This is a genomic window from Corallococcus sp. CA049B (genome assembly GCF_003611685.1).
GTDB classification, from domain to species: Bacteria; Myxococcota; Myxococcia; order Myxococcales; family Myxococcaceae; genus Corallococcus; species Corallococcus coralloides.
Window position 1 is genome coordinate 1 of record NZ_RAWC01000059.1, and the last position, 16847, is coordinate 16847.

Genomic DNA, 16847 nt, shown 5'->3' on the forward strand with positions numbered 1-16847 from the left:
GCCCCGGTCCGAGGCCTCGCTCCCCCTGCTCGCTCACCGGCAGCGAACAGCCCACTCCCCACTCCCTGAGATGAGCCCAGGACCGGCGCTTCGCAACTTCCACGGATGACGCCTGCGCATCAGCAGCTGGACTCCACCGCGCCGATGTCCGGCCCCGCACCACACGTTGCCTCGAAGTCCAGGTGCTCGCCGCGGTCGACGGCGGCGGGCCCGGGCGCCAGGGTCTCCTGAACGACCGGAGCCGCGTCTTCATACGAATTCGCATCCTGGCCCTGCGCCTGCCATTGAGAGAGATTGAGGGTCGCGCCCCCCTTGAGGAACGTGGCTCCGGGCCGGTAGAGATTGCTGCCCGTCGTCAGACCGGGCGCCTGGCTCCCCACCTGCATCGCCTGGGCCGCGTCGATGATGTTGTTCTTCACCACCATGTTCTCGGTGGGCCCGCCGTCGCCGCTGCCCATGATGATCGCCGGCCCCTGCAACCGGGTGAAGGTGTTGTTCACCACCTGGGTCCCCGTGGAGACCGCCATCTGCAAGCCCCCGCCTGTCATGCCGCCCTCGGTGATCATGTCCCGGATGCGATTGCGGCGGATGACGATGCCCGAGGGGTACGGGCCGAAGCGGTTGCCGCCCACGCCGATGGCCAGACCCGCGTCGTAGAAGTCATTCTCCTCGATGAGGACGTCCCGGGCCGACAGGTGCACCACCATGGCGCCGTTGCCTCCGAGCGTCGGATGGCGGCGGGCCTTGTGCATCTTGTTGTGGCGGACGGTGACGTTGTAGCAGGTCTTGATGTCAATCGATTGCTCGATATTGCCGTACAGGTCGTTGCCTTCGATGAGCAATCCATCCGCCGGTGTACTGGGGTCGGAGCCATCCGTGCTGTAGCACTGGATGGAGTCCCCTGAATTGTCATGAATGACATTGTCGCGCACGGTGATGTTGCGCGCCGTGGGCTGGATCATCACCCCGTGACCATCCTTGTTCGGGATGGAGATGTGGTGGATGTGGTTCTTCTCGAGAGTGGCCCCGTGAGCCCCATTGTGGAAACTGATTCCGGCGCCGTACTGGGCGTTGTGGACCTCCGAGTTGGAGAGCACGGTGCCCTCTGTGTCCCCGGAGAAGGCCACCGCGAAGGAGGGCTTGTTCTGCACGTCGATGTCGAAGCCCTTGATGCGCCAATGGGGCCGCTCCACGACGACGAGCGCGCCCTGCGCGGAGCCCGGGACGATGTGCGGCGTGTCCACGCCCTCGAGGGTGATGGGCGCCTCGGCCGTGCCAGCACGGACGTCGCCGGTGATGAGGACCCGCTCGGCGTAGGTGCCGGCGAGCGCACGGATGCGATCGCCCGGCCCTGCGAGGGTGAGGGCCTTGGCGAGGGTTCGCACGGGAGCCGACTCGGTGCCGGCCGCCGCGTCATCGCCCGTGGGGCTCACCACCCACTCATGCGCGTAGCTGGTCGGCTCTGGAGTCTCGGACGCACCCGGCGTGGGAGACGGGGAAGCGCCCGGCGCCCCGTCCGTCGGTGTGTAGCCTGGAGAGGTCGTGTCCCCGGAACCGCCGGAACCGGTGGAGCTTTGCGGTCCGGACGAAGTACCCCCGCCACAAGCGGAGGCAAGCAGGACCGAGGTGGACAGCAGGAGAGTAGTCAATCGGAGGCGCATGCGAGGACCCTGTTGGAAAGCGGAAACTGAGTGAGTAGGGACAGCAGGGCCGCGCGGATGATTCCGCCGCGATCCGCAAGCCCAGGGCGGAGTGACGAGAGACCGTCCGCCGGCATGCCTCGCGTCAGGCAATGAAGCGTGTCGGGGGAGGAATCGCCCTTCGGGCGGGTACGTCCGGAAGTGAGGGGGTTCGCCGTGCGGTGCCAGCGAGCTGGCTCCACGAGGGGGAGGGTGCGGGGATGCGAATGGGAAGCAAGACAGTGCGGAGTCAGGGTCGCTGGGCCTTCGGATTCCTGCTCGCGTTCCTGGCCGCCATCTACATCAGCCCGGGTGAGTGGATCCCGGGGCTCGCCCGGTTCCGTCCGGCCCTGTTGCTGTCAGCGCTGTCCACCGGGCTGATGCTGATCGGGCGCGTGGGCCGCCGGGAGAAGCTGTGGCACGTGGACGGCTATCGCGGGCTGCTGCTGCTCACCTTCTGTGGCCTGGTGTTCGCGTCGCTGGGTTGGTCGCTGTACCTGGACGCCACGGAGTTCACCGCGGTGGAGCTCCTCAAGTGGGTGCTCGTCTACCTGACGCTGGTGAACCTGGTGACGACGGAGCGGCGGCTGCTGTGGGCCTGCCTCGCGCTCATCCTGGGCTCGCTCTTCACCTCGCGAGGAGTCATCGCCTGGCACCAGGCGGGGGTGGACATGGTGGAGGGCTACCGCGCGCGCTGGGTGGGCGTGTACGCGGACCCCAACCGGATGGCGATGAGCGTGGGCATCATCGTGCCCCTGGCGGTGGCCGTCCTCGTGCGAAAGCAGAGCGCCTTGCTGGTACGGCTGGCGTGCGGCCTCGCGGCGGCGCTGGCCATCACCGCCATGGTGCTGAGCTACTCGCGCGGAGGCTTCCTCGGGCTGGTGGCCGCCGCGGGCACGTGGGTGGTGCTGGAGCGGAACCTGGCCCGCACGCTGGTGGTGCTGGTGGCGGCGGGGGCCATGCTGGTGCTCTCTCCGGAGAGCTTCTGGAACCGCACGCGCACGGTGGGCACCTATGAGGAAGACGCCTCGGCGATGAGCCGCGTGGGGGCCTGGACGGTGGCCTCCCGGGTGAGCGTGGATCACCCGCTGCTGGGCGTGGGCGCGGGCACCTTCCCCTATGCGTGGCGGATCTACGGCCCTCCGGGCGAGGCGCGGGTATACGCCGCGCACAACGTCTTCCTCCAGGTCATCTCGGACTTGGGCTTCATAGGTCTGGCGATCTTCCTGGCCTTCATTGGAGCGGCGCTGGGGCCGTTGTGGACGCTCGCGCGGGACAGGGAGCGGGGCTGGCTGGTGCGGGCGCTCGCCGCGGCGGTGGTGGGCCACCTGGTGTCCTGTCTCTTCGCGGGCTTCCTGGTCGCCGTGCACTTCTACGTGCTGTTCGGGCTCGCGGCCTGCGCGGACCGGCTGGCCCGCGCCGCACGTGCAGCGGGCCAGGGCAATGGTGTACCGGGTCGTGTTTGAGTACGGCGGGGACTGGAACTTCCAGAAACCCTCCCTGAGCCTCATCCCAGCCTGCGGATGGGCGCCCCGTCGAGGAACGCGCGGATGTCCTCCACGGCTTCACGGAAGTACGTCGTGTAGTTCCCCTGGGCTACGTAGCCCAGGTGCGGCGTCGCGAGCAGGTTCGGCAGCGTCCGCAGCACGTCGTCCGCGGGCACCGGCTCTGTTTCAAAGACATCCACCGCCGCGCCCGCGATGACACCCCGCTGGAGCGCATCAACCAGCGCCGCCTGCTCCACGATGGCCGCGCGCGACGTGTTGATGAGGTATGCCGTGGGCTGCATCCTCGCGAGCTCCGCGCGGCCCACCAGCCCTCGCGAGCGCTCCCCCAACACCAGGTGGATGGACACGAAGTCGCTCGTCTCCAGGAGCGCCTCCTTCGACGCGGCCCGCGTCACCCCCACCTCCCCTGCCCTCGCATCCGTGAGGTTCGGGCTCCACGCGACCACGTCCATTCCGAACGCCGCGCCCACGCGGGCCACCCTGCTCCCAATCTTCCCCAGCCCCAGGAGCCCCAACCGCTTCCCGTGCAGCTCCACGCCCACGGAGTGCTGCCACGGGCCGCCCTGCCGGAACGCCGTGCTCTCCCCCACCACGTTCCTCGCGAGCGCCAAGAGCAACGCCCACGTCAGCTCCACCGGAGGCTCGGTCGCGCTCGCCGTCCCGCACACCGTCACGCCGCGCGCGGTGGCCGCGGCCACGTCGATGGACGCATTCCGCATCCCCGTCGTCACCAGCAGCCGCAGCCGTGGCAGCCGCTCGAGCAGCGCCTTCGGAAACGGCGTGCGCTCCCGCATGACGACGAGCAGGTCGAACAGCGACAGCGCCGCGACCAACTCCTCCTCACCGGAGAAGTGCTCGCGGAACACCGTCACCTCGACCTGTCCGCTCACGGACGACCAGTCCGCGAGCCTCGTGGAAACACCTTGATAGTCATCCAGGACGGCGCAGCGCAGCTTCTCCATGGCACCCGCCAGGATCCGCCGCGCCGCCCCGTCGCGTCAATTCACCGCGGCCTTCCGCCGACGGAACCGGCGCACCTTCTCCACCAGCTCCTCCGACAGCACGCCCTTCACCGCGTTGCGCGTCTGGCGGGCCCACTCCTCGGAGCGCGTGAACCACGTGCCCGCGAAGCCCGCGCCGTGCGCGCGCAGGGACACCGTCTGACGCTGCTTCGTCACCCAGTCGGACTTGTACGTCTCCGTGCCTCGCAGGAAGTCGTACTCGGTCAGCCCCATCTCGATGGCGTCCTTGAACGTCTCGCCCACCAGCACCAGGCCCACGCTGCGGTTGCGCCACGCCGGATCATAGCCGGACTGGAAGTACACGAACGTCTGGCCATGCAGGATGCCGTACACGGACGCCACCGCCTGGCCGCCCACCTTCATCGTGTACATCCGCAGCCGGCCCCGCTCCGCCAGCCACTGCGTCGCGTCCCGGTGGAAGGCCTCCACGCCCGCGCCCTTGATGCCCTGCGACCCTCCATCCGAGGACCAGCGCAGCGCATGCAGCCGGAAGAAGTCCGTCATCGGCCCGGCCAGCTGGCCCGGCGCGTCCGTCCGCTCGATGCGGTAGCCGTCCTGCTTCTCCAGCCACTTGCGCCGGCGCAGGTAGTTGTCCCGGCGGCCCGTGCGCTTGAGGAACGCGTCGAACGGCTCGCCCGGCACCAGCGTCTCATACGGGCACACATAGCGCTCCGTCACGCGCACGTCGCCGAACACCTCGCGCGCCACGCCGAGCGTCGTCGAACCCTCGCGCAGGTCCGTCAAATCCAGCACGTCCCACTCGTCGCGCAGTCCTTGGAGCACGTTGAAGAACGCCCGGGCCACCTCCGCCTCGCGGCCCTTGCGCGCCACCACGTCCAGGTAGTCGCTGCCCACGTGCGTCTCACCCAGGAAGCCCAGGCGCCGCACCGGCATGCCGTTCACCCAGCGGTGCTCCAGGCCCAGCGGCAACAGGCCCACCAGCGTGCCCAGCCTGTCGCGCGCCGTCAGCACCAGCGGCCGCACGTCGGGCGCGATGCGCCGGCACCACGGATACAGCCACTCCCACGCGTTGAACGGACCGGCCGTGCTCGCGTCCAAGAGCGAGTTCCACTCCGCCCGCATCCCCGCCAGCTGCGAGGCACTGCCCACCGCCGCCACGTCCAGCCGCGGCGTCAACCTCGGCCCCGACGTCAACTCGTCTTCGCGGATCACCGCGTCACCCTGATGCCTTTCCCGAAGCACTGCCACGGCCCCCGGGGACCATTGCAACCCGGGAGCCAGCTCCTGTTCCCTCACGACGCGCGCTTGCTCGGCCGGCGCTCGGACTTCAGCGCCTCCCGGACCACGTCCGCCACCTGCCCCATGACCTCCGGCGAGAGGTCCTGGTGGCAGGGAATCTCCAGGATGGTGCGCCGCAGCTGCGCGACCTCCGGGAACTCCGACGCGTCGCACGCGGGATGGAAGCGCTTCCAGAAGTCGATGGCGTCGATGCCCTTCTCCCGCAGCTTCGCCAGCAGCAGCTCCTTGTCCTGCACCACCATCGGGTAGAACAGGGGGCTGACGCCCGCGGGCAGCTGGTTGAAGAGCGGCGGCGACACGTCCCGCAGCCGGCCCAGCAGGAGGAAGTAGTTGCGGCGGCGCGCCTCGACGATGGACTCCAGGTCCTGCGCCAGGGCAATCCGCTTCGTCAGCGGGCTCATGCCCAGGTCCACGTGCCGCCGGTCGAAGTGCTGCGTGCCCGTGGCCACCCGCTCGACGCTCGCGGCCTTCACCGCGCCATGCCCCACCGAGCGCACCAGGCCGCGCAGCCCCCGGCCCACCGCCCCGCCGCGCAGCTCCAGGTTCTGCAGCAGCGCGGACACGGTGTGGCTGAAGGTGGACGCCAGGGGCGGCGCCGGCGGCTCCGGCAGGCTGTACGAGCGCTTGCCGTTGACGACCAATGCACCCCCATTGGGTACCGGGAGGGTCTTGTAGAGGCAGAAGATGCCCACGTCGCCCGTGGTGCCCAGCGGCGTCGCGCCGTCCGACGACAGGAGCGAAAGCGCGCAGTCTTCAATCAGCGGGATGCCGTGCTCGTCCGCCAGCTTGCGCATGGCGTCCACCGGCCCCGGGAAGCCCGCGTAGTGGATGAGGTAGAGCGCGCGCGTCTTCGGCGTAATCCGCTTCGCCACGTCCGCCACGTCCACGTCCCAGCGGCTGCCCACGCGGTAGAAGCGCGGAATGGCGCCCGCGTCCACCACCGCCTCCACCTCCACGCCGTGGTGGTAGGCGGGCATCAGCACCTCGCCGCCGTCCAGGCGCAGCATCTTGATGGTCAGCCAGACGGCGTTGCGCGCGAAGTAGAAGTAGCGCGCGTTGGGAGACGAGAACGGCGGCAGCGCCCCCGGACGCGGCGGGGCCATCAGCATGCCCGGCCACAGCGTGGGCAGGGACGGCACGAACATCTTCTCGGTCGTCTTCACTTCTTCCATCGCGCCACCACCTCTTTCGCCGCCGGTACCCACCGGAACTTCGCCGCGCACAGGGCCCGGCCGAAGGCGGTGTCGTTGAACACGTAGAGCCAGGTGTGCCGGCGGACCTGATCCGTCCAGTCGCGCTTCCACACCATGTCCGGCCCCAGGAAATCGAACTCGGTGAGCCCCCGGTCCAGGCAGTCCCCCAGCACCTCCTCCATCAGGAGCTGCCCCGGGCTGCATTCCTTCAGGGACTCGTCGTAGCCGGGCTTCAGCAGGAAGTAGCGCCCGCCGAACTCCAGCCCGTACTGGAACGCCACCGCGCGCCCGTCCACGCGCAGGAAGTACAGCGCCAGGCGGTCGCGGTAGGCCGCGTCCCGCGCCAGCTCCGTGTAGAAGCCGCGCGTCTTCGCGTCCTGCGCCATGGCCGTGCCATTCGCGCCCTTCCAGCCGCTCTGCTCCAGCAGCAGCCCCTCCTCCAGCGTGCCCTCCAGATCCAACCCGCCGGAGACGCGCTCGAAGGTGACCTTGCCCCGCTCCTCCAGCTTGCGGCGCCGGCGGCGGCAGTTGGCCTTGAACTTGGACGGCAGCTTCGCGAAGTACGCGTCCTTCTTCGCGGGCAGCGGCACGTAGGGCGACCGCAGCGACTCCCACTCGCCCACCGGCAGGCCGCCCTGCTTCGCGGCCTCCAGCAGGCGGAAGCCCACGCCGCCGTCCGGCACATCCGTCAACCGCAGCACGTCCCAGCCGCCCGTCGCGCGCAGGTGCGCGAGGAAGGCCTGGGCCGCGGCCTCCGGCTCTCGCGCCAGCATGTCGAAGCGGCAGGAGTGCGCGTTGGCCGCGGAGGTGAGCTGACGGACGGGCACGCCGTACATCGACGTGCGCTCCTCCACCAGCGGCAGCGCGGCGGTGAGCGCTCCATCCTCACCGCGCAACAGCAGCACGCGCATGCGTGACCCGGCGGCGAAGTTGTCCAGCCACAGCCGCAGGAACTCATGCCGGTAGAACAGCTCGTGGGAGGTCGTCTCCACGAGCTGGTTCCACTCGGCTTCCAGGGACATGAAGGCCGCCCGGTCGTTGACTTCCACGACCTGGGAGGCGGCCGAAAGTTGAATGGCTTCCATGTGAGAGGGCCCCAAGGTGGTGATGGGCAGCGCGGCCTACAACCCGCTGCGCGCCATCTTCAGCAGGCAGGCGGCGACCTTGCGGCTGTCGTGTCGGATCTTGGAACCTTCCTTGAGGAGGTCCGCCTGCACCGGAATCACGCCGGAGGACAGGAGCTCCCGCGTCTCCGCCGTGACCATGAAGGAGCCCTTGCGCGCATAGCGCTGGATGGACTCCTCCGAGGGCGCCCGGCCGTTGACGAGCACCGCGTCCAGCACCGGCCCCACGTGGTCGATGACGGCCTGCACGTGGTCCAGGCAGTTCATGCCGTCCGTCTCGCCCGGCTGGGTCATCAGGTTGGCCACCATGACCTTCAGCGCGCGCGTCTCCTTCAGCGCCTGGGCCACGCCGTCCACCAGCAGGTTGGGCAGCACGCTCGAGTACAGCGACCCCGGCCCGATGGCGATGAGGTCCGCCGAATAGATGGCCTCCAGCAGGCCGTCCACCGCCGGCGGTGAGCGGGGGCTGAGCGACACGCGGCGCACGCGGCCCTGGGCGCGGCAGATGTTGCGCTCGCCCACGACCTCCGTGTCGTCATGCATCTGGGCCACGAGTTGCACGGACGCGAGCGTGCTGGGCAGCACCTGGCCCTTTGCGCCCAGCAGCTCCCCGGACAGCCGCACCGCCTCCAGGAAGTCGCCCTTCAGCTCCGCGAGCGCCGCGATGAGCAGGTTGCCCACCGCGTGGCCGGCGAGCCCCTTCGCGCCGCCGAAGCGGTACTGGAACACGTCCTTCAGCGCGCTCTTGCCACCCGCGAGCGCCACCAGGCAGTTGCGGATGTCGCCCGGGGGCAGCACGCCGTGCTGGCGGCGCAGGCGGCCGGAGCTGCCGCCGTCGTCGCTCATCGCCACGACCGCGGTGATGTCCACGCCTGGCTGGCCGCCCTTGGGGGCCGCGCGGCGGGCCAGCCCCTTGAGCACCATGGGCAGGCCCGTCCCGCCGCCCATCGCGACGATGCGCGTGGGACGGTGCTTCGGCGCCTGCAGCAGCTCGTTGCGCTCCACCCCCTGCTGCTTGTTGCGCGCGTCGTCCTGGCTCCACTGCTCTGAGAACGGTGCGTCCACGTCCATGCCCACCATGTTCCGACCCCCTCGCCCATCCCAATCCATGGCCAACCACCCTTGGCATCCCGGCCTCCCCCGACAACCGGAGGCCGCGGATGGTCATCAACATCCACTGCTGAACTGTGTTACCGCGCCCCACGCCCCAGCAGCACGTGCCGGACCGTGTGGAAGATGATGCCGACGTCCAGGAACAGCGACCCGTTCTTCACGTAGTACAGGTCGAACTCCAGCTTGTTGCGCGCGTCCTCCACCGAAGCGCCGTAGGGGTAGCGGATCTGCGCCCAGCCCGTGATGCCCGGCTTCACCGCCTCGCGCACGCCGTAGAACGGAATCTGCTGCTTGAGCTGCTCGGTGAACACCGGGCGCTCCGGACGGGGGCCCACGAAGCTCATGTGGCCCAGGAGCACGTTGAACACCTGCGGAATCTCGTCGATGCGCGTCTTGCGGATGAACTTGCCCACCCGAGTGACGCGGTCGTCGTTGGAGCGCGCCCACACCGCGCCGTTCTTCTCCGCGTCGGTGCGCATGCTGCGGAACTTCCAGAGCGGATACGCGCGGCCGCCCAGGCCCACGCGGTCCTGCCGGTAGAAGACGGGGCCCTTGGAGTCCAGCTTGATGGCCAGCGCCACCAGGATGAGGAAGGGCGAAGCCATCAGGAGGAGCAGCGAGGCCACCGCCACATCGAACACCCGCTTGAAGGCCCGGCGCAGGGGCGACACCGTCATCTCATCCGCGAAGGCGAAGTCACTGGCGCGCAGGAACTGCACCGGGATGCGGCGCAGCACGCGCTCGCAGAAGCCCGCCGCGTCGTACACCCGCCGCCCGTCCAGCCGGCAGCGCAAGAGCGAGTCCACCCAGTTGGCGCCGCGCATGTCATCCGCGGCCTGCACCACGTAAGAGGCGTTGAGGCGCGCCGCCATCGCGTCCAGCGGCTCCTCCACCTTGCGCGGGTCCACCAGGGCCACCACGCGGAAGGACCCCTCGCCGCCGTCTTCAATGGCGCTCGCCACCGCGCGGGCCTTGAGGCCATCCCCCACGACGAGCACCGCGTCGGGTTCACCCACCAGCGCCCGGATGGAGACGCGCACCACCAGGGTGCCGGCCAGGGCGCCCATCGCGCCGCCCAGGAGCGTCCCCGGGGGCAGCACCACCGGCAGGGCCAGCGGCAGGAGCAGCATCACCCCGCCCGCCACCATCGCGGTGACGCCCGCGGCCTTGAGGAAGCGGTAGCCGCGCGTCCGGTCCTCGGCCGCGATGCGCAGGTCATACAGGTCCAACAGGTACAGCGTGAACTGGAAGGTGACGACGAAGGCCAGGCCCAGGCCCACCAGCGTCGGCCACATCGTGGCGAACGGTGGCTGGGAACCCAGGGGCGCGAAGAGGGCCGCGCAGGCCGCGGCACCCGCGACACAGGCCAGCGCGATCGCCGAGGACTCGGCGAGGAAGAACGTCAGTTTCTTGGCTGAAAAATAATGGTGGAAAACGCGAAGCACGTGACTCCTCCAACCCCAACCCGCCGCCGCTCCAGGCCCCCCGCCCATCGCACCTCATCGGCGCGAGGAGCAGGTCGGGCCACGAATCACTCCCACTCGACAACCGCCTGCTACTTCTTCACGTAGTTCTTCAGGTACGGGGTCGCGTTCACTTCCGCCCCGTTGAGCACGCAGCCCACCAGCGCCGCGCCCGCCAGCTGCTCCACCGCCTGGTTCACCACCTTGGAGGGGGTGACGTTGGCGCGGATGACCATCAGCACGCCGTCCATCTGGTGGCCCAGGATGGCCGCGTCCGCGAACGGCAGCGTGGGCGGCAGGTCCACGTACACCTCGTCGAAACCCTCACGCACCGCCTTGAGGAACTGCTTCATGCGGGCGGAGGCCAGCACCTGGGTGCTCTCCTCCGGCGTGGAGCCGGCGGGGATGACCGCCAGCCGCGTGGAGTTGAAGCGGCGCACCACGTCGCGCACGTCGCACTCACCGGCCAAAAGCTCTGCCAGGCCCACCTTGTTGCGCATGCCCAGCGTGGGGGCCACCTGCCCCCGGCGCAGGTCCGCGTCCACCAGCAGGATGCGGCGCTCCGGGTTCGCCCGGGCGGCGGCCAGGGCCAGGTTCACGCTCGTCACCGTCTTGCCCTCGCCGGGCATCGCGGAGGTGAGCGCCACCACCTTCATCGGACGCTGCTCGCGCATCCGCTCCAGGCGGTAGTACAGGGTGCGGTACTGCTCGGCGGCCGCGGAAGCAGGGGCCGTGAGCGTCACCACCCGGCGGTCCACCGCGTTCGAGGAAGCCGCGCTGTCGTCCACGCGGGGGAGGAAGTTACCGGCCCGCTCCATCGTCGAATCCATCTGTGTTCTCCAATCCTTTCCGTATGGGGTCGGCAATTAGTTCAGGGAAGTCGGCGAGGAGACGCTGTTCTTGCTCCCAGCCATCGGCATCAAGATCCGCTTCTCCGTCTTGCCTTGCATGTTCGGGACCACCGCCAGGACAGGCAGCGTCAGGCGCTCACGGACCTCGGTGCCATCGCGCAGGCTGTCATCGCGCATCTCGAGGACGGTGCCGGTGAGGACACCCAGCGCCAGGGCCACCAGGGCGGCGATGAGCAGCCCCGTCATGCGGTCCGGGCGAGCCGGCGAGGAGGGCACCCCGGCGGGAGAGATGACGTTGAACAGGCTCTTGGCGCTCTTGGCCTCCAGCTCCTGGGCGATCTCCGCCTCCACCTTGCGGCTGACCACGCTCTGGTACTTGGTGCGGGCGATCTCGTAGTCCCGGTTCATGACCGCCAGCTCCTGGGCCCAGCGCGGGGTGTTGTTCAGCCGCGCCTGGTACGCCTCGGCCTGCTTCTGGAGGTCCACGATGTCCTTCTGGATGTTGGTGATGAGCGTGGCCACGCGGGTGCGCTCGTTGCGCTCGGCGTACATGCGGCCCTCGGCGTCCTTGCGCTGGGCGCTGATGTCACCCAGCTCGCGCTCCATCCGCTTCACCTCCGGGTGGTCCGGCGTCCACTGCGTCTTGGCCTGCGTGAGGGTGCGGGCCAGGCCGCTCTCCGTGGCCTCCAGGCGGCCGGCCTCGCTGTCCGCGGCGTTGCGGGCGCGGGCCAGATCGGAGCGGCGCGCCTCGGCGCTGCGCAGCTCCTCGGACTTCGTCTGCAGCTGGGCGCTGATGCGCTCCAGGCCGCGCATGTTCATCTCCATCTGCTCGGGCAATTCGCCCAGGTGGTCCACCTTGAACTTGGAGATCTTCGTCTCCCAGGAGGACACGGCCTTGCCCATGGCGACCATCTCCTCGGTGAAGAGGTCGGTGGCGCGGGCCGCCTGCGTCTGGCGGATCTTCAGCGTCTCCTCGGAGAAGATGGCCGGCAGGCGGTTGGCCACCTGCGCCACCACCTGCGGGTCGCGGCCCGCGTAGGTGAGCTCGAAGGCCGTCTCACCCTCGACGCGCACGGTGAGGTCCTTGCGCATCTGCTCCACCGCCGCCTCGATGCCCCGGTCCGACACCAGCTCCGGGTAGAGGTTCATCTCCTCGATGGCCTTCTGGAGCACCGGCCGCGCCAGCAGCTCCTGGCGGACGGTGACGAGCCGCTGCTCGATGAGCTCGCTCACCGTGCGCTGGACCATCTCCTCGCCAGGGCGCTGCGGCTCCACACGCACCACCACGGACGCTTCATAGACGCTCGGCCGCGTCATCACGATGGCCGCACCCAACACGAAGATTGCTGCAGCGATCGCCCCCACCAGGGCCTTGCGGCGCCACAGCGCCGAAAGCAACTGGTCCGCCGTCATCCCACGCTCCATGATCCGCTCCTCCATCCTCGTCATCTCGAAAGTTGCCTACCAAGCTGTCAGAACCAGGCGGAGGGCGAACACGTTGCGTGTCAGGTCCCCCGCCCCAGCGACATCCGCCGCACCCACCTGCGCGATGCGGTCGAACGCGCCCTGCAGCGCGAGCTTCCGGCTCAGCCGGTACTCGACGCCTCCACCCACCGCATAGCCCTGCGACACGTTCGTCGTGTTGCGCCACTGCGCGTAGTACTCACCGGGCGCCCTGCCGTTCCGGAAGAAGCTGGCCGCCCCGAAGGCCGACAGCTTCTGGGTGAAACGGTGCGCCCCCATCACCGACGCGTAGTCCGCCCACACCGCGCCGGAGAAACCGCTCGCGCCCACCAGGTCGTGGCCCACGGCGAAGCCGAAGTCGCTGCGCTCGCCCTCGCGCACCAGCTCCAGCGCCACGCGGGGCACCCACCCGCCGCGCGCCGCGTCCGCAGGCAGGTAGCGCACCGGCCCACCCCGGAGGGTGAGCGTGGTGGGCCGCGTCAGCCGGTAGCGCAGGGCCGCGGAAGCGCCGTGCGCCTGGCTGTAGTCGCGGTCGTACAGGAAGCCCTGGTAGCGGTACTCGGCGCCCAGGGACAGCCGGCGCGTGGCGCGGTACCACAGCTCCACGGACGGGGTGTGCGCGTAGCCCGCCACCCGTCCCGGCTCGATGATGCGCGTCGCCTCGAACATGTAGTTGCCGCGCACGTCCATGCGCTCCGTCACGCGGCCCGTGAGCCCCACCTTCGTCTGGGCATAGAAGGTGGGCGCCGTGGAGCGCGCCAGGCCGTCACGCGGCAGCGACGTGGGGTCGGCGACGCGGAACACCCGCGCGCTGGCGTCCAGCCGCAGCCGCCGGGACAGCACGTCCCGGAAGCCCACGCCCGCGCGGTGGTCCACCGTCGTCTTCCCGGAGCCGTGCCGCGCGAGCAGGTCCGTGGCGTAGAAGGACTCGAGCGTCAGCTGCTCGTTCTTCACGTCCAGGCCCAGTCGCGGGGACAGCTTCGTCATGAACTGTCCGTTGGTGCCGGTGCCCCCCAGACGGATGTCATTGTCGAAGCGCTCCTCCGCCGTGAGGCGGAGCCGAGGCTCCAGGATGGTGGCCGCCTGCGCGGCCGGCGCGGCGATGAGACAGCCTGCAATCACTGCCCGCTTCCAGTTGCCCCTCACCGCCGCCCTCCCGTCCTGACCCACGCCCACGTTCGCTGCTTCCGGATGTCTGTCTTTGAAGTCCGCTCGCCCGTCCCGCTTCACGGGACGACGACGGTGTCACCCGGCCGCAGGATGACGCTCTCGCCGTCCGGGGAGACCAGGTCGCTGTAGCGCACCGGGATCTGCCCGCCCTTGCCGTCCGTGCGGATGACGACGATGCCGTCGGAGTTGGCGAAGTCCGTGAAGCCGCCGGCCAGCGCGATGGCCTGCAGGAGCGACACGCGGCCGCGCAGCGGGTAGGCGCCCGGGTGGGCCACCTCGCCCGTGACGAAGACGCGGCTGCTGTTGACCTCGCGGACGATGACCGTCACGCGCGGCTCCTGCACGTACGGCGACAGGCCCGACTTGAGCGCCTCCGCCAGCTCTGTGGGCGTCATGCCCGCGGCCTGGACCTCCCCCACCATCGGGATGGAGATGAAGCCGTCGGGACGCACCGGCACCGTGCGCGACAGCTCCGGATCGCGCCAGACGCTCACGTCGAGCACGTCCTCACGGCCAATGCGGTACGGCTGATCCGCGTTGTCGACCTTCAGCGTCTGCTGGTGAGCACAACCCGACAGGAGGAGCATCCCCATCACCGTCCAGAACCCCGTGCGCCGCATTCCCATCTTCCGCTCTCCTTCGTTCACTGATGTTCCGCGCGAGCCACCGTTCACACGCCCTGAAGGGCTGGGTGGCTCGCTTCTGGCGATGGCTCCTAGCAGCGCGTGTGCCAGCGCATGCGGAGAGGGAAAACCCTTGGAATGCGGTGGGTTACGGCGTGCCACATCAGGCGCACCTGGGCGCATCCGGGAAAAATTCCGGTCCTACCCCGGTGTTCGCCCCTGTGCTTTCTGCCGATCGCTTCCACGGGGTGGAAGAGGATTGCCCAACGTGAGCCCCGTACCTTCCACGCCCTTCCGGGCTCCCTCTGGGCTCCCCGTGCCAAAGCCCTGGCACGGGTCTTGATAGGGGTATGGGCGTCGGACAGCGGTAGGGTTTCAGGGTCCAATTCAGTCCAGAGGGGGACAGCGGATGGGCAAGGTGGCAGGGGCGGTGGGGGTGGTCTTCATGCTTGGAACCAGCATCGTGGGGCTGATGGGGGCGTCGCTGGGCAACGGCATCGAAGCCGGCGTGCTCGGCATGGTGGGCCTGGCCCTGTACGGCGGCAGCGCGCTCTTGAGCGGCAAGGCGGCGGAGCCCGCGGGCGTCGCGAAGCAGGCTTGAGCGCACGCGCCAGCGAAGGCTGAAGCGCTGTAGGAAGCACAGGGCCTTCGGGCCGGATCAGCGAAGTGGGAAGCCCGGCGCTTCCTCCCGCTGCCGGCCCGTGGGCCCTTGTCGTATCCGGGCCCTGCCCTCCCCTTCACGTCAAGGCTGGCGAGGCTCGGATTCCGGAGCGTGGGAGGCGTGCGCCTCCGGCAGCGCGCGCGGCTCCGGGAGAGAGGGGCGCGCGGGCACCTCCTGCTCCGGCAGCGGCTGCGCTTCGGGGCCCTGCGCTTCCTGGCGGCGCAGGCGCAGGGCCCGGCTCCACAGGGCAACGCCGGCCCACGCGCCCACGAGCGCCGCCGGCACGGCCACGACGTGGGGCCAGTAGAGCGCCACGCCCGCCAGGGCCAGCGGCACCACGCCCGCGCCGAAGACGACCTTGGATTCGGTGCGGCCCAGCTCGCGGTGGTTGGTGACGGCGGCGCCCACGGTGTTGCCCAGGCGCACCGCGCCCGCGGCCGCGCGGCTCATGCTGCCCCGCCGGCCGGCAGCCCGCCGCTGCGCGCGAGGCAGCGCGGGCGCGGCCTTCATGCGCCGCTCCCTTCCGCTGAGCACCACCTCCGTCGCGTGCTCCAGGTCCTGGAGGTACATGTCCTCCATGCACCGGGCGAAGGGGGCGTCCTCCACGGCGACGTCGATCTCGGAGTTGCCCAGCCAGCTGGCGGGGTTGAGGTTGGACGAACCGACGCGCGCCCAGGTGCCATCCGCCACCGCCGTCTTGGCGTGGAGCATGGTGCCATTCCATTCATAGACGCGGATGCCGGCCTCCAGCAGGGGGCGGTAGCCGGCCTGGGTGAGCGGGCGCAGCGCGGGGATGTCGCTGCTGCCGGGCACGAGCAGCCGCACGTCCACGCCGTCGCGCGACGCGGCCCGGAGCGCCTGCACATAGGTGGCGGTGCCCACGAAGTACGCGTCGGTGAGCCACAGCCGCTTGCGCGCGAGCGACGCGATGAGCTGGTCCACGCGGAAGAGGCCCGCGCTCCAGGGCACGCCGGCCACCACGCGCAGGGACACGTCGCCCCTGGGCAGGGAGGCGCGAGTGGACAGGCAGCTCTCTTCATCAAGAGGCGGGCCCACGGTGCTCCACCCCTGGGCGAAGGCGCGCACCAGGTCCGCCACCGCGGGGCCGCGAATCTCCAGGCCGGTGTCGCGCCACGGGGCCACGCCCTTCTGTTCGTCACCCACCCACTTGTGGCTCACGCACAGGCCGGAGACGAAGCCCACCTCGCCGTCCACGGTGAGCGTCTTCCGGTGGTTGCGGCCCAGCCACGCCAGGGGCCGGTCGAACTGGAAGGGATTGAACGAGCGCACCTCCACGCCCGCGTCGCGCAGGAAGCGCCAGTAGCGGCGGGACGCGGGGCCCTGGCAGCCCAGCCAGTCATAGAGGACGCGGACCTGCACGCCGTCGCGGGCGCGGGCGGCCAGCGCCTCCGCGAAGCCGCGGCCCACGTCATCGTCTTCAATGATGTAGTTCTCGAAGAGGATGGAGCGCTGGGCCTGCTGGATGGCGAGCAGCCACGCGGGGTAGTTCTCACGAGCGTCGCGCAGCAGGCGCACGTCGTTGCCCGTCACGAGCGGCGCGCCCGCGGCGCGGGAGAAGACCTGTTCGGCCAGGTTGTGCTGCCGGCCGCTGATGCCCGATGACTTCACGATGGCCACGGCGTGTCTCCTCGGGAAAGCGGGGCGCGCCCGGAGGCTCTGGGTGAGGTGCGGTCCCCTGGGGATGGTCGCAAGGGC

At 70.0% G+C, this 16847-nt stretch carries 14 protein-coding genes; 2 read left to right on the forward strand and 12 right to left on the reverse strand.

What is annotated here, in order from left to right:
* Positions 1-119 precede the first annotated feature (119 nt).
* The gene (locus D7W82_RS15740) at positions 120-1433 is read right to left on the reverse strand and encodes a nitrous oxide reductase family maturation protein NosD (RefSeq protein ID WP_158617672.1); all 1314 of its coding nucleotides are present in this window, start codon (positions 1431-1433) and stop codon (positions 120-122) included.
* A gap of 473 nt (positions 1434-1906) precedes the next feature.
* Between D7W82_RS15740 and D7W82_RS15745 the strand changes: the two genes are divergently transcribed.
* Positions 1907-3145 (forward strand): O-antigen ligase, encoded by a 1239-nt coding sequence (locus tag D7W82_RS15745; RefSeq protein ID WP_158617673.1) that lies wholly within the window; start codon positions 1907-1909, stop codon positions 3143-3145.
* A gap of 41 nt (positions 3146-3186) precedes the next feature.
* On the opposite strand, the gene D7W82_RS15750 is transcribed toward D7W82_RS15745, so the two are convergent.
* From D7W82_RS15750 to D7W82_RS15795, 10 genes are all read right to left on the reverse strand, one after another.
* Positions 3187-4149 (reverse strand): D-2-hydroxyacid dehydrogenase family protein, encoded by a 963-nt coding sequence (locus D7W82_RS15750; RefSeq protein ID WP_120619137.1) that lies wholly within the window; start codon positions 4147-4149, stop codon positions 3187-3189.
* Between the two features lie 36 nt (positions 4150-4185).
* Positions 4186-5382 carry a GNAT family N-acetyltransferase gene (locus D7W82_RS15755; protein WP_120619138.1) on the reverse strand — a complete coding sequence of 399 codons (1197 nt, stop codon included), beginning with the start codon at positions 5380-5382 and terminating at the stop codon, positions 4186-4188.
* Positions 5383-5462: 80 nt separating this feature from the next.
* Positions 5463-6641 (reverse strand): DegT/DnrJ/EryC1/StrS family aminotransferase, encoded by a 1179-nt coding sequence (locus D7W82_RS15760; protein ID WP_171426644.1) that lies wholly within the window; start codon positions 6639-6641, stop codon positions 5463-5465.
* Entirely contained in the window at positions 6629-7747 is a 1119-nt protein-coding gene (locus tag D7W82_RS15765; RefSeq protein ID WP_120619140.1) for a GNAT family N-acetyltransferase, read from the reverse strand. Before D7W82_RS15765 ends, D7W82_RS15760 begins: the two co-directional genes overlap by 13 nt.
* Positions 7748-7783: 36 nt before the next feature.
* The gene (gene yvcK, locus D7W82_RS15770; RefSeq protein WP_370451004.1) at positions 7784-8857 is read right to left on the reverse strand and encodes a uridine diphosphate-N-acetylglucosamine-binding protein YvcK; all 1074 of its coding nucleotides are present in this window, start codon (positions 8855-8857) and stop codon (positions 7784-7786) included.
* Between the two features lie 119 nt (positions 8858-8976).
* Positions 8977-10344 (reverse strand): polyisoprenyl-phosphate hexose-1-phosphate transferase ExoE, encoded by a 1368-nt coding sequence (gene exoE / locus D7W82_RS15775; protein WP_120564434.1) that lies wholly within the window; start codon positions 10342-10344, stop codon positions 8977-8979.
* 110 nt (positions 10345-10454) lie between these two features.
* Positions 10455-11192 carry a CpsD/CapB family tyrosine-protein kinase gene (locus D7W82_RS15780; RefSeq protein ID WP_120619142.1) on the reverse strand — a complete coding sequence of 246 codons (738 nt, stop codon included), beginning with the start codon at positions 11190-11192 and terminating at the stop codon, positions 10455-10457.
* 36 nt (positions 11193-11228) lie between these two features.
* Entirely contained in the window at positions 11229-12638 is a 1410-nt protein-coding gene (locus tag D7W82_RS15785) for a Wzz/FepE/Etk N-terminal domain-containing protein (protein WP_120619168.1), read from the reverse strand.
* A 36-nt stretch (positions 12639-12674) separates the two neighbouring features.
* Complete coding sequence (locus D7W82_RS15790) at positions 12675-13823, reverse strand: hypothetical protein (RefSeq protein WP_233587618.1); 1149 nt, start codon at positions 13821-13823, stop codon at positions 12675-12677.
* Between the two features lie 80 nt (positions 13824-13903).
* Positions 13904-14473 carry a polysaccharide biosynthesis/export family protein gene (locus D7W82_RS15795; protein ID WP_120619144.1) on the reverse strand — a complete coding sequence of 190 codons (570 nt, stop codon included), beginning with the start codon at positions 14471-14473 and terminating at the stop codon, positions 13904-13906.
* Between the two features lie 406 nt (positions 14474-14879).
* On the opposite strand from D7W82_RS15795, the gene D7W82_RS15800 reads away from it, so the two are divergent.
* Positions 14880-15071 carry a hypothetical protein gene (locus D7W82_RS15800; protein ID WP_120619145.1) on the forward strand — a complete coding sequence of 64 codons (192 nt, stop codon included), beginning with the start codon at positions 14880-14882 and terminating at the stop codon, positions 15069-15071.
* A 141-nt stretch (positions 15072-15212) separates the two neighbouring features.
* Here the strand turns inward: D7W82_RS15800 and D7W82_RS15805 are convergent, their stop codons facing one another.
* Entirely contained in the window at positions 15213-16769 is a 1557-nt protein-coding gene (locus D7W82_RS15805) for a phosphatidylserine/phosphatidylglycerophosphate/cardiolipin synthase family protein (RefSeq protein ID WP_120619146.1), read from the reverse strand.
* Between the last annotated feature and the right edge of the window lie 78 nt (positions 16770-16847).

Coding starts and splice junctions, on each gene's coding strand:
- D7W82_RS15760 (WP_171426644.1), bottom strand. CDS start 6,641: ATGGAAGAAGTGAAGACGACCGAGAAGATGTTCGTGCCGTCCCTGCCC.
- D7W82_RS15745 (WP_158617673.1), top strand. CDS start 1,907: ATGGGAAGCAAGACAGTGCGGAGTCAGGGTCGCTGGGCCTTCGGATTC.
- yvcK (WP_370451004.1), bottom strand. CDS start 8,857: ATGGACGTGGACGCACCGTTCTCAGAGCAGTGGAGCCAGGACGACGCG.
- D7W82_RS15780 (WP_120619142.1), bottom strand. CDS start 11,192: ATGGATTCGACGATGGAGCGGGCCGGTAACTTCCTCCCCCGCGTGGAC.
- D7W82_RS15795 (WP_120619144.1), bottom strand. CDS start 14,473: ATGGGAATGCGGCGCACGGGGTTCTGGACGGTGATGGGGATGCTCCTC.
- D7W82_RS15800 (WP_120619145.1), top strand. CDS start 14,880: ATGGGCAAGGTGGCAGGGGCGGTGGGGGTGGTCTTCATGCTTGGAACC.
- D7W82_RS15750 (WP_120619137.1), bottom strand. CDS start 4,149: ATGGAGAAGCTGCGCTGCGCCGTCCTGGATGACTATCAAGGTGTTTCC.
- D7W82_RS15765 (WP_120619140.1), bottom strand. CDS start 7,747: ATGGAAGCCATTCAACTTTCGGCCGCCTCCCAGGTCGTGGAAGTCAAC.
- D7W82_RS15785 (WP_120619168.1), bottom strand. CDS start 12,638: ATGGAGCGTGGGATGACGGCGGACCAGTTGCTTTCGGCGCTGTGGCGC.